The organism is Methylobacterium sp. Leaf117, from assembly GCF_001422985.1.
In the GTDB taxonomy this organism is placed as follows: Bacteria; Pseudomonadota; Alphaproteobacteria; order Rhizobiales; family Beijerinckiaceae; genus Methylobacterium.
The window spans coordinates 124,339-136,891 of sequence record NZ_LMNL01000040.1; the positions used below are offsets into that span (position 1 = coordinate 124,339).

Below are 12,553 nucleotides of genomic sequence, written 5' to 3' on the forward strand. Positions count from 1 at the left end.
CGATCCCGTGCCGAAGATTTACCGGCGCGCACCAAGATTTCGCAAGAAAATAGTTTTTCGAATTTGTGCGCTTTCTTGGGGGAATGCGCCTGCGGATCGACAATGCTCGAGAATGGTGGCGGTCCAGGACTGCATCGCGGGGTGACGCGGCCCACACCCCTCTTTCCACCGGGAGGCATTGATCATGGCCAGGAGCGGGATCACGCCTCCGGTGCGCGGATCGCGGGCCCGGGGAAGACCCTTCTCGCGCGACCGTCCGGCACCACGGCTTTCATCCTTGATGGCGTCGCAATTTGGCCTCTGCTTTCATTGACTGAGTGCGGAATGGTCGTGAATAAATGAAGCTCATTTCTTTGCTTCAAGAGACCTGACCTCGTCTTCCGGCTCCCGAGATCGGCAAGCGCGGGGCCGGGCCGCGGATCATCCCGTCCATGCCGTCGACCATCCATTCCGCCGAGGCCGTGATCCGCTTCGAATCCGTCTCGAAGACCTACGCGCCCCGGCGCAACGGGGCGGCGGTCGCCGCCCTGGACGGCATCGACCTCGCGGTTCCGGCCGGGTCGATCCTGGGCATCATCGGGCGCTCGGGTGCCGGCAAGTCGACCCTGATCCGCCTGATCAACGGCCTGGAGCGGCCGAGTGCGGGCCGTGTCTGGGTCGGGGATGCCGAGGTGTCGGCCCTGCGTGCGCGGGAGCTGCGCGCCCTGCGGGCCCGGGTCGGGATGATCTTCCAGCACTTCAACCTGCTCTCGTCCCGGGACGCCGCCGGCAACGTCGCGCTGCCCCTGGAGATCGCCAGCTGGGCACCGGTCGCGATCCGGGCGCGGGTCGCCGAGTTGCTCGATCTCGTGGGGCTCACGGATCAGGCGGGGCGCTATCCCGCCGAGCTGTCGGGCGGACAGAAGCAGCGCGTCGGCATTGCCCGGGCCCTGGCGACGCGGCCGGAGGTGCTGCTCTCCGACGAGGCGACCTCGGCCCTGGACCCCGAGACCACCCGGTCGATCCTGGCGCTCCTCGCGCGCATCAACCGGGAGCTCGGCCTCACCATCGTGCTCATCACCCACGAGATGTCGGTGATCCGCGCCGTGGCCGACCGCGTCGCGGTGATCGAGCACGGCGCCATCGTCGAGCAGGGCTCGGCCTTCGACGTCTTCACCCGGCCGCAGACCGAGATCACGCGCTCCCTCCTCGCGGGCGAAATGGGCCACGGGCTGCCCCCGGTCCTGGCGGCGCGGATCGGAGCCGGCCCACGCCCGGGCGCGACGGTCGTGCTGCGCATCGCCTTCGAGGACGCCCCGGACGGCACCGCGATCCTGGCGCGGCTCGCCCGCGACACCGGCATCGAGGCCGCGATCCTGGCCGGCACCGTGGACGAGATCGGCGGTCGTTCGTTCGGCTCCCTGGCGATCGGGCTGCCGCCGGCGCCCGACGTGGCGGCACGGGCGCGGGCCTACCTGGCGCAGCACGGCATCGACAGTCAGGTCCTGGGATACCTGCCGCCGGCCCAGGAGGCGTCCCGTGTCGCCTGAACTGATCCGCCTCCTCGTCCAGGCCACCGGCGACACCCTCACGATGGTGGCGCTCGCCGCCTCCCTCGGCACCCTGTTCGGCCTGCCGCTGGGGATCTTCCTGGCCACGAGCCGGCGGGGCGAGCTCCTCGCCGCGCCGATCGCAAACGCCGTGCTCGGCTTCGTCGTCAACGCGACCCGCTCGACGCCCTTCATCATCCTAGTGGTGGCGATCATCCCCTTCACCCGGCTCATCGCCGGCACCTCCATCGGGACCCTCGCCGCCACGGTCCCGCTCACGGTGGCGGCGACGCCCTTCCTGGCGCGCCTGATCGAGGCGGCGATCCGTGAGGTCGATCCGGGCCTCGTGGAGGCGGCCCGCGCCTTCGGGGCGAGCCCGGGGCAGATCATCGCCAAGGTGCTGATCCCCGAGGCGCTGCCCGGCATCGTGTCGGGCCTGACCCTGGCGGTGGTCTCCCTCCTCGGCTTCTCCGCCATGGTCGGCGCCGTCGGCGGCGGCGGCCTCGGCGATCTCGGCATCCGCTACGGCTACCAGCGCTTCCGGCCCGAGATGATGCTGGCCGTGGTCATCGTCCTCGTGGTCCTCGTCCAGGCGGTGCAGACCGTCGGCGAGGGCCTGGCGCGGCGCCTGAACCGGCGCATCCGGCAGGCCTGACGCGCCCCTTCGCACCCCTCCCGCCTCCAACCCGGACGATCCGCCATGCTGCGCGCCCTGACCCTCGCCGCCCTCCTCGCCGTGTCCGTCTCGGCTGTGCCCGCTCCAGTGCGGGCCGAACCCCTGACGCGGCTCCGCATCGGGGCGACGCCGGGGCCGCACGCGCAGATCCTCGAGGCGGTGAAGCCGATCGCGGCGAAGCGGGGGCTCGACCTCCAGATCATCGAATTCTCCGACTACGTCGTGCCGAACGAGGCCCTCTCGGCCGGCGAGATCGAGGCGAACTCGTTCCAGAACCAGCCCTTCCTCGACAACCAGAAGGCCGACCGGGGCTACCGGATCACCGGCGTCGGCCTCACGGTGAACTTCCCCCTCGGCATCTATTCGAAGCGCCACAAAAGCTTCGACGCGGTGCCGAACGGCGGCACCGTGGCGATCCAGAACGACCCGACCAATGGCGGGCGCTCGCTGCTGCTCCTGCAGGACAACGGCGTGATCAAGCTGGCCCCCGGCACCGGGTTCAAGCCGACGGTGGCAGACATCGTCGAGAATCCGCGCAGGCTCCGCTTCATCGAGGTGGACGCGGCCCAGACGCCTCGCGCCCTCGACGACGTGGACGCCGCGGCGGTCAACACCAACTACGCGACGCCCGCCGGCCTCAAGCCCTCCGACGCGCTCCTCAAGGAGGAGCCGAAGGGGCCCTACGTGAACATGCTGGCGGTGCGCGAGGCCGACAAGGACAAGCCCTGGGTCAAGGCCCTGGTGGAGAGCTACCGCACGCCGGAGACCAAGGCCTTCGTGGAGACGACCTTCGGCGGGGCGGTGCTCACGAGCTGGTAGGCCGCGCCGGTCAGGCGGTCTGCGCCACCGGACGCGGGGGCGCGGCGAGGGACTGGTCCAGCAGGGCCCGCAGGGTGCGCGCGGTCAGATCCTGGGCCGCCGCGTCCCCGGAGCGAGGCGCATCGAGCGCGACCGTCTCGTGGATGCGGCCGGGATGGGGGCGCATGACCACGACCCGGTCCGCGAGGGACGCGGCCTCGGCGACGTCGTGGGTGACGAGGAGGATGGTCGGGCGGGTCTCGGCCCAGAGCGCCAGCAGGTGGCGGTGCAGGTCCTCGCGCGTGACGGCGTCGAGGGCCGAGAAGGGCTCGTCGAGCAGGAGAACCCGGGGGTCGGCCACGAAGGCCCGGGCGATGGCGACGCGCTGCTGCTGGCCGCCGGAGAGCTCGCGCGGCCAGCGCCCCGCATGCTCGGCGAGACCGACGCGGTCGAGGGCGCGGGCCACCCGGGCCCGGCGCTCGGCCGCCGGCCGGTCGGCGAGGCCGAACCCCACATTCTCGGCGATGCTGAGCCAGGGCAGCAGGCGCGGCTCCTGGAAGACCAGGCCGAGGCCGGGATGCGGGCCGTCAATGGTGACGCCGTCGAGCCGGATGGAACCCGCCGTCGCCACGTCGAGGCCCGCCACAAGGCGCAGGAGGGTGGTCTTGCCGCAGCCCGAGCCACCCACCACGGCGACGATCTCGCCGGGCGCGAGGGAGAGGGTCAGGCCGGAGAGCGCCCGCGTCCCGTCCGCGTAGGTCTTCGAGAGGTCCTGGATCGTCAGCATCGCTCTGTGTCCGAAGCCATGATTTCGGCGGGGCCGGTCCTAGAGGACGCCGCGGCTGACATCCTGCCAGCGCAGCAGCGGCCGGGTCGCCAGGACGAGGAGGCCGTCGGCGAGCTTGCCCAACAGGGCGAAGGCCAGGATGGCCGCCAGGATCTGGTCCGGCTTCCCGAATTGCTGGCCGTCCACCAGGAGGTAGCCGAGCCCTTCCGAGGCGCCCATCAGCTCGGCCGCCACCACGAACAGGAAGCCGAGCCCGAGGCCGGTGCGGAGCGCCACCAGGGTGCCGGGTAGTACCGCCGGCAGGAGGATGCGGCGGGCGAGCGCGAGGCGCGACAGGCGGAAGATGCGCCCGACCTCCACGAGCTTGCGATCCACCGACGCGATCGCGCCGGAAACTCCAACATAGACCGGGAAGAACACCCCGACGGCGATGAGCACGACCTTCGGCGTCTCGAGGATGCCGAGCCAGAGGATGAAGAGCGGCACCCAGGCGAGCGAGGGCACCGCCCGCAGGGCCTGCAGGCTGGGGTCGAGGAGGTGACGGGCCAGCGGCAGCGTGCCGGTGAGGGCGCCCACGAGGATGCCCGCCCCGGCGCCGGCCACGAAGCCGAGGGCGACGCGCAGCAGCGTCGCCTGGACGTGCAGCCGGAGGTCCCCGGACTGGGCCAGCGCCAGCAGCGTGCCGAGGACCCGGCTCGGCGGCGGCAGCAGCCGCCCCTGGGCGAGGCCCGACCGGATAGCGAGCTCCCAGCCCAGGGCGAGGGCCAGGGGGATCAGGATGCCGAGGACGAGGCGCCCGCCCGTGCGACCGGCACCCCGTCGCCAGGATCGGTTCAGCCCGGGCATTGCCGGAGCGGTGCCGTCGCCTCCCGTGCCGGACGCGAGGAGCGGGGACGCGGTTCCCGCGCTCACCGCTCGGACCCGGCTGTGAAGCGGGGATCGATCAGCCCGTCGACGGCCGCGGCCACGTCGGTCTCCGCCGGGATCACGCCGGCCTGCTGAAGGGCGACACCCGCCGCTCGGATGCTCTCGGCCTGGACCCGGCCGATCTCGGGCCGGCTCAGATCGGTGCGGGCGAGCTGGCGGGCGATCACGGCTTCGGGCAGCTTGGTCGCGGCCACGAGGGCGCGCGTCACGGCCTCCGGGTTGGCGATCGCATAGGTGCGCGCCTGCTCGTAGGCGGCGATGACAACTTTCACGAGGTCCGGATAGGCCTTGGCGAAATCCTCGCGCACGTCGAGGACGCCCCAGGTGTTGGCGGCCGGGTCCCGGAAGAACAGGCGGGTGCCGCCCTCGATCTCGGAGGCCGCCATCATCGGGTCGAGGCCGGCCCAGGCGTCGACGTCGCCGCGCTCCAGGGCGGTGCGCCCGTCGGCATGCTGGAGCAGGACGAGCTTGGCGTCCTTCTCGGTGAGCCCTGCGCCTTGGAGGGCGCGGACGAGGAAGATGTGCGGATCGGTGCCCCGCGTCACCGCGATCCGCTTGCCCTTGAGGTCCGCGGGCGTCCGAATACCGCTGTCCTTCGTGGTCACCAGGGCGGTCCATTCCGGCTGCGAGTAGGCGTAGATCGCCTTGACCGGGTTGCCGTTGAGGCGCGCCAGCAGAGCGGCCGCCCCGGCCGAGGAGCCGAAGTCGATGGCCCCGCCGTTCAGGAATTCCAGCGCCTTGTTCGAGCCGAGCGACTGCGTCCAGCGCACGGCGATGCCCCGCTCCTTCAGGGCGGATTCGAGGAAGCCCCTCTCCTTCAGGACAAGGCTGACCGGGTTGTAGGTCGCCCAGTCGAGGCGAACCTCCGTCACCTCGGCGGCCTCGCTCCGCCGGGCCGCGCCCAGCGGCAGGAGGGCCACGCAGGCGGCGGCGAGGAGAAAGCGGCGGTTGAGGGAGACGTGGCGGCGCCGCGGGCGGATCGTCATGGGCTCGGGGTCCTGATGCGTAGAGGAGGGACGGGTCATGGGGCGGTCGGCACCCGGATCGCGGCGGCGGGGTGGCGATGGGACGGCCGCGGCAGGCCGAGGTTTTCGCGAAGAGTGCGGCCCTCGTAATCCGTGCGGAACAGGCCGCGGCGCTGGAGTTCGGGGATCACCAGGGCGGCGAAATCGTCGAGGCCGCCGGGCAGGGTCGGCGGCATGATGTTGAAGCCGTCCGCGCCGTGGGCCTCGAAGCGCTCCTGCAGCGCGTCTGCGATCCGGCTCGGCGTGCCGACCAGGGTCCAGTGCCCGCGGGCGCCGGCGATGCGCAGATAAAGCTCGCGGATGGTCAGCCCCTCGCGCCGCGCCAGCGTCAGCATCAGGGCCTGCCGGCTCTTGCCGCCCTCGGTCTCGGGCAGATCCGGCACCGGGGCCTCGTCCGGATAGGCCGACAGGTCGGCGCCGGCGAGCTGTTCGAGGAGCGAGCGGCCGACCACGGGGTGGATCAGGTCCTGCAATTCCCCGTAGCGGTCCTGGGCCTCGCCCTCCGTGCGTCCGACGACCGGGAAGGCGCCGGGCATGATCTTGAGATGATCGGGGTCGCGCCCGAAGCCGGCCATGCGGCCCTTCACGTCGGCATAGAAGGCGGTCGCGTCCGCCAGGGTCTCTTGCGCGGTGAAGACGATTTCGGCGGTGCGGGCGGCCAGCGCCTTGCCGGCCTCTGAGGAGCCCGCCTGCACCACGACCGGATGACCCTGCGGCGGGCGCGGCACGTTGAGAGGTCCGCGCACCGAGAAGTGCGCGCCCTCGTGAGCCAGGAGGTGCAACCGGTCCGGGTCGAAGAACCGGCCGGACTCCCGGTCGCGCACGAAGGCGTCGTCCGCGTAAGAATCCCACAGGCCCCGGACCACGTCGACGAACTCCTCCGCCCGGGCGTAGCGGTGGGCATGGGCGAGGTGGCTCTCGCGGCTGAAGTTCCAGGCCTCGCGCGGGTCAGCGGAGGTCACGAGGTTCCAGCCGGCCCTGCCCTCGCTGAGGTAGTCGAGGGAGGCGAACTTGCGGGCGACGTGGAACGGCTCGTTGTAGGTGGTGGAGGCCGTGGCCACGAGGCCGATCCGCTCGGTCACCGCCGCGAGGTGGGAGAGCAGGGTCAGGGGCTCGAACTGCCCGACGTAGCGGATCGCCGTCCGGCTCAGGGCGTCGATGTCCTCGCCCCGGACCGCGACACCGTCGGCAAGGAAGATCAGATCGAACTTCGCCGCCTCCGCCGTCCTGGCGATCCGCCGGTAATGCGCGGCGTTGACCCCGGCATCGGCCTGGGCGGACGGGTGCCGCCAGGCCGCGACGTGGTGCCCGCCAGGATACAGGAAGGCGCCGAGGCGCATGCGGTCGGAGCGGGCCGGCATCGCGGGCTGACCTCAGGCCGAACCGACTCGGTACTCGCGCGGCGGCGCGGTGCCGTTGACCGCGAAGGCCCCGACGATGCGGTCGCGGTAGATCCGCGGATTGTGCGAGGCGATGGTGCGGGCGTTGCGCCAGTAGCGGTCGAGGCCCAGGCCCTCCTTCACCGCGGAGGCGCCCAGCGCGTCGAACAGGCCGGTGGTGGCCTCCAGCACGAGGTTCGTCACCACCGTGACCGCCTGGTTGACCTCGACGTCGGCAAGCGCCGCCGATCCCGTCGGATCGGCCCCGTCGCGGCGGACCTCGAACACCCGCTGCAGCGCCTCGGCCGCCTTCAGCACGATGGCGCCGGCCGCGTAGGCGTTGCCCCGCACGCGGCCGACCACCGCCTGGATCTGCGGGTCGTCGCCGGTGCGGGCCGCGTTGCCGTGGCTGTAGACGCGCCGGCGCTCCCCCACGAGCCGGGCGACGTCCTCGGCCGCCGCCCGGCCGATGCCGGCCAGCGTGGCGAGGTGCACGAGCTGGAAGAACGCCATGGCGTAGGGGAAGCGCGCCGGGTCCGGCTTGATCCAATCGGCCTCGACTACCACCCCGGTGAAATGCGCGGTGCCGCTCGCCGTCAGCGCCTGCCCGAACCCGTCCCAGTCGTCGACGATCTCGACGCCCAGGGCCTGGGTCGAGACCACCGCGACCACGGGCGCGCCGTCCTCGTCCTGGGCCGAGAGGTGGATCCAGTCGGCGAAGAGCGAGCCGGTCGTATAGAACTTCCGACCGTCGACGACCCGCTCGGCCCCGCGCCGGCGGAGGATGGTGTCGAACTGGCCGACCTTGGCCTCCCCGGTCTCGGAGACGCCGCTGCCGATGGTCTCCCCGGCGGCGATCCGCTCGGTCCAGCGCGCCCGCCATTCGGGCGAGGTCGAGCACAGCACGTCCTCGGTGAAGCCGAAATGCGCGCGCAGCGCGTTGGTGACGTTGGAATCGGCCTGCGACAGCTCGATCAGCAGATTGAACAGTTCGGGCAGGCTCGCCCCGTGCCCGCCCGCCGCTTCCGGTAGCCGAAGGGTGGTGAAGCCCGCTTCCTTGAGCCAGCCGATCTCGGCATGCGGCAACCGGCGTTCGCCGTCCCGGGCCACGGCGGTCGCACGGATCTCGGCAAAGGCCGGTCGGAAGCGTGCGGCGAGGTCCTCGTAGCGAGCGCTCGGGCCGGCACCCCAGCCCGCATCCGTTTGCGACATGATCCTGCAATCCCGTCCTGAGCCGCGTCCGAACCAACGGACCAGACGCGGCGGCAGCCGTTGGAATCCGGGATTATCGCTCGAAACTCAAGTCTTCGTGCCGATAATACCGTGATATGGCACCAATTTGGGATGCGTATCTCTTCGATCATCCATGGATGAACGATCCTGCTACTACAAAGTCATTGAGGAAAAGAACGTTCTTGTTGACTGGATGGACGGGACCAATACCCTGACCTTCCCACCCTGCGGACGGATCCTCCGATGACGATGCGCCGAGAACTGCGGCTGAACGCCTTCCAGATGGCCTCGCCGGGCCATACCTGGGCCGGCCTGTGGCGGCATCCGCGCGACACCGGCAGCGCCTATTACAGCCTCGACTATTGGGTCGATCTGGCGCGAACCGCCGAGCGCGGCCTCTTCGACGGAATTTTCCTCGCCGACGTGCTCGGGCAATACGACGTCTACGGCGGCAGCGCCGACACGGCCCTGGCGCGGGCCGCGCAGGCGCCCAATCTCGATCCGTTCCTGCTGGTGCCCGCCATGGCGCAGGCGACGCGCCATCTTGGTTTCGGCGTCACTGCCAATCTGACCTACGAGCACCCCTATCCCTTCGCCCGCCGGATCACGACCCTCGACCACCTCACCGGCGGCCGGGTCGGCTGGAACATCGTCACCGGCTATCTCGAGAGCGGCGCCCGCGGCATGGGCCAGGACACGGCCCGGGCGCACGACGCCCGCTACGAGGCGGGGGACGACTTTCTGGAGGCCGCCTACAAGCTGTGGGAGGGCAGCTGGGAGGCGGGCGCCGTGCGGCGCGACCGGGCCGGCGGCGTCTTCACCGATCCGGAACGGGTCCACCGCATCCGGCACGACGGTCCTTACTACCGCGTCGACGGCCGCCACCTCGCCGAGCCCTCGCCCCAGCGCACGCCGGTGCTCTACCAGGCGGGCACCTCCCGGCGGGGCAAGCTCTTCGCGGGGCGCCACGCCGAGGCCGTGTTCCTCAACGGCCAGACGAAGCCGCTCGCCGGCAAGGCCGTGCGCGACCTGCGCGAGGCGGCCCGCGCCGCAGGGCGTGACCCTTACGACATCCGCATGTTCCTCGGCGCCACGGTGATCGTGGCGCCGACCCGCGCCGAGGCCCTGTCCTTACGCGACGAGTATGCGCGCTACATCGACGTCGAGGGCCAGCTCGCCCTGGTCTCGGGCTGGACCGGCATCGACCTCTCGACCCTGGGGCCCGAAGAGGGCTTGGCCTATGTCCAGACGAACGCCATGCAGTCCCTGGTGGAGACCCTGACGCAAGCCGGGGAGCGGCCCTTCACCCGGGCGGACTTCGCAGCGTTCGGCCCGCGCGGGGCCCGGGCGCCCTTCATCGTCGGCGCGCCCTCGGAAGTCGCCGACGAACTCGTCGCCTGGGCCGAGGCCACTGACGCCGACGGCTTCAACCTGACCCGCGCGGTAGCGCCGGAAACCCTGGAAGCTTTCGTCGACCTCGTCGTGCCGGAACTCCAGACGCGTGGCGCCTTCAAGACTCAGTATGCGGAGGGCACACTGCGCGAGAAGCTTTTCCCTGGCAGCGGCCCACTCCTGAAGGCAAGCCATCCCGGAGCGGTCTTCCGCCGCGGGACGCCGGAGGCCTTGCTGGCCGCGTCATGAAAGAGCGGAGGCTTGCGGCTCGCTACGAGCCAACTCGCGGCGACTTCGAAGCAAGCGTCCGCTTTATCAACTCGCGCACCCCAAAGCTGACAGGCCGAAAACCTGAAGAGTTTCGGGCGCCGCGAGGCGTACGAAAGTCGTGGAAGAACGAACCCGCGGGATGGCAGGCGCAGAGCTATGGGGATTTTGGCAGACCGTCGTCCCCAACGAGGGACGGAAGGCGCGTGAACACCGTCGCCGGGGTGCCTGAGCGCTTCCGGATTGCCCGGTCTCCGGCCTTTGGCGGAGCGCGACAGGGTCGGGCGACAGCGTTCGTGAAGACCATTCCGGCGTTCGGCACGCGGAGAGGCGTACCCCGAGGTGCGCCTCCTCGGATGTGTGGTGGTGCTAGGCCATGCCGGGTCATGGCGTACACGCCCGGTTCGGTGCGGCGCTGAACGGCGGCCCGCGCGGCTGGTACCAGCCTGCGAAGGAGCCGACGGTTCTCATGGGACCGCCGCAGCAGGGGCAAGGCTCTCGCACGTCGGTGGCAGCGTCTCGCGCGTCCGGCTCAGAGTCGGTGGATCGCGGCGGGGGCGGTGTGCCGAGGATCGCGCGGATGTGGGCCAGACCGGCCTTCCGGTTCGAGCCGGCGAGGAAGCCGTAGTGCCGGATGCGGTGGAAGCCGCGCGGCAGGACATGGAGGAGGAAGCGCCTGATGAACTCCCCGGCGGACAGGGTCATGACCCGCGCCTGCCCGCCCTCTTCGCACCGGTAGTCCTTGACCCGGAAGCTGACGTTCGCTCCGTCGAAGGCGAGGATGCGTCGGCTGGAGATGGCCACGCGGTGGGTGTAGCGCGACAGGTAGGCGAGCACGGCCTTCGGTCCGGCGAAGGGCGGTTTGGCGTAGACTGTCCGACGTCAGCACCTGTGGGACAGATTGAGGGTCTTCACGAAGGGAGGATGGCTGGTTCATCGTAGCCCCTGAGGAGCGAAGATGAAGCAGACATCCGGACCGGCCAAGAAGCCGGCAGGAACACGCCCCAGACCTTCGCCTTGCGGCAGGCNTGTCCGACGTCAGCACCTGTGGGACAGATTGAGGGTCTTCACGAAGGGAGGATGGCTGGTTCATCGTAGCCCCTGAGGAGCGAAGATGAAGCAGACATCCGGACCGGCCAAGAAGCCGGCAAAAGCGGTGATCAAGGACATCCGTCGGGCCACACGTCGGCAGTTCTCGTCCGAGGAGAAGATCCGCGTGGTGCTGGAAGGCTTGCGGGGCGAGGACAGCATCGCCGAGTTGTGCCGACGCGAGGGGATCGCCGCCTCGATGTACTACGGCTGGTCCAAGGAGTTCCTGGAGGCGGGCAAGAAGCGCCTGTCGGGGGACACGGCTCGTGCGGCTACCACGGACGAGGTGCGGGATCTGCGGCGCGAGGCGGGGGCGCTGAAGGAGGTCGTAGCTGATCTCGTCTTGGAGAACCGTCTACTTAAAAAAAGTATGAGCGGGGCTGGGGGCGACGAGGCATGAGGTACCCGGCCTCCGAGAAGCTGGAGATCATCCGGCTGGTCGAGCAATCCCACCTGCCGGTGCGCGCCACCCTGGACAAGCTCGGCATCACGCGCTCGACGTTTTACCGCTGGTACGACGCCTACCGGCGCGGCGGCCCCGAGGCATTGAAGGACCAACCTTCGCAGCCGAGCCGGGTCTGGAACCGTCTACCTGCGGAGATCCGCGAGCAGATCGTTGCCTTGGCTCTGGAGCAGCCTGAACTCAGTCCGCGTGAGCTGGCGGTGCGCTTCACCGACGAACGGCGCTACTTCGTCTCGGAAGCGACCGTCTACCGGTTGCTCAAGTCTCAGGACCTGATCACCAGCCCAGCCTATATCGTCATCAAGGCTGCCGACGAGTTCCGCGATAAGACCACCGCGCCCAACCAGCTTTGGCAGACGGACTTCACCTACCTGAAGGTCGTTGGCTGGGGCTGGTACTACCTGTCGACGGTCCTGGACGACTTCTCACGCTACATCGTCGCCTGGAAGCTGTGCACGACGATGCAGGCCAGCGACGTCACCGCCACGCTCGACCTGGCGCTGGGTGCGGCGGGGCTCGATCAGGCGCGGGTGATGCCGCGGCCCCGCCTGCTCTCCGACAACGGACCGAGCTACGTCGCCAGCGACCTGGCTGACTGGCTCGGCATTCGGGGCATGACCCACATCCGCGGTGCGCCATGCCATCCTCAAACGCAGGGCAAGATCGAGCGTTGGCATCAGACGCTCAAGAACCGCATCCTGCTCGAACACGCCTACTTGCCCGGCGAGTTGGAGACGCAGGTTGCCGACTTCGTCGAACACTACAACCATGCCCGAGCCCATGAGAGCCTGAGCAACCTCACGCCCGCTGACGTCTACTTCGGACGCGGCGAAGGGATCCTGGCCGAGCGGGAACGCATCAAGCGCCAGACCCTCATGGAACGACGCTTGCGCCACCACGCGCAGGCCGCCTAACCTCTCACCCCAGATGGACCAGAGCCTCCGCTCCTGAACACCGCTGAATGTCCCAAATCATCTGACGACGGACA

The 12,553-nt window shown here is 70.1% G+C and carries 10 protein-coding genes and 1 pseudogene; 5 read left to right on the forward strand and 6 right to left on the reverse strand.

Annotation, left to right across the window (positions count from 1 at the left end; translation table 11 throughout):
* Positions 1-431: 431 nt before the first annotated feature.
* The 3 genes from ASF57_RS24175 to ASF57_RS24185 are packed head-to-tail and all read left to right on the forward strand — an operon-like array spanning position 432 to position 3,024.
* Positions 432-1,529: an ATP-binding cassette domain-containing protein gene (locus ASF57_RS24175; RefSeq protein ID WP_056488681.1), complete on the forward strand. Its 1,098-nt coding sequence runs from the start codon at positions 432-434 to the stop codon at positions 1,527-1,529.
* Positions 1,519-2,184, forward strand: a complete 666-nt coding sequence (locus tag ASF57_RS24180) for a methionine ABC transporter permease (protein WP_056488684.1) — start codon at positions 1,519-1,521, stop codon at positions 2,182-2,184. The genes ASF57_RS24175 and ASF57_RS24180 overlap by 11 nt, the downstream gene beginning before the upstream one ends.
* Before the next feature lie 45 nt (positions 2,185-2,229).
* The gene (locus ASF57_RS24185) at positions 2,230-3,024 is read left to right on the forward strand and encodes a MetQ/NlpA family ABC transporter substrate-binding protein (protein ID WP_056488687.1); all 795 of its coding nucleotides are present in this window, start codon (positions 2,230-2,232) and stop codon (positions 3,022-3,024) included.
* 10 nt (positions 3,025-3,034) lie between these two features.
* Here the strand turns inward: ASF57_RS24185 and ASF57_RS24190 are convergent, their stop codons facing one another.
* From ASF57_RS24190 to ASF57_RS24210, 5 genes are all read right to left on the reverse strand, one after another.
* Positions 3,035-3,790, reverse strand: coding sequence for an ABC transporter ATP-binding protein (locus ASF57_RS24190; protein WP_056488689.1), 756 nt, complete (start codon positions 3,788-3,790; stop codon positions 3,035-3,037).
* A 39-nt stretch (positions 3,791-3,829) separates the two neighbouring features.
* Positions 3,830-4,636, reverse strand: a complete 807-nt coding sequence (locus ASF57_RS24195; protein WP_056488800.1) for an ABC transporter permease — start codon at positions 4,634-4,636, stop codon at positions 3,830-3,832.
* 62 nt (positions 4,637-4,698) lie between these two features.
* Entirely contained in the window at positions 4,699-5,703 is a 1,005-nt protein-coding gene (locus tag ASF57_RS24200; RefSeq protein ID WP_082504492.1) for an aliphatic sulfonate ABC transporter substrate-binding protein, read from the reverse strand.
* A gap of 35 nt (positions 5,704-5,738) precedes the next feature.
* Entirely contained in the window at positions 5,739-7,103 is a 1,365-nt protein-coding gene (locus ASF57_RS24205) for an LLM class flavin-dependent oxidoreductase (RefSeq protein WP_056488692.1), read from the reverse strand.
* Positions 7,104-7,115: 12 nt separating this feature from the next.
* Positions 7,116-8,333 (reverse strand): acyl-CoA dehydrogenase family protein, encoded by a 1,218-nt coding sequence (locus ASF57_RS24210; RefSeq protein ID WP_056488695.1) that lies wholly within the window; start codon positions 8,331-8,333, stop codon positions 7,116-7,118.
* Between the two features lie 270 nt (positions 8,334-8,603).
* Between ASF57_RS24210 and ASF57_RS24215 the strand changes: the two genes are divergently transcribed.
* Entirely contained in the window at positions 8,604-9,995 is a 1,392-nt protein-coding gene (locus ASF57_RS24215; RefSeq protein ID WP_200935925.1) for an LLM class flavin-dependent oxidoreductase, read from the forward strand.
* A 402-nt stretch (positions 9,996-10,397) separates the two neighbouring features.
* Here the strand turns inward: ASF57_RS24215 and ASF57_RS24220 are convergent.
* Positions 10,398-10,886: pseudogene (locus tag ASF57_RS24220) on the reverse strand (transposase); the annotation flags it as partial.
* A 241-nt stretch (positions 10,887-11,127) separates the two neighbouring features.
* On the opposite strand from ASF57_RS24220, the gene ASF57_RS24230 reads away from it, so the two are divergent.
* A protein-coding gene (locus ASF57_RS24230) for an IS3-like element ISMex16 family transposase (protein WP_156376331.1) occupies positions 11,128-12,479 on the forward strand; the annotation gives its coding sequence in 2 pieces (ribosomal slippage) (positions 11,128-11,464 and positions 11,464-12,479; 1,353 coding nt in all).
* Positions 12,480-12,553: the final 74 nt, after the last annotated feature.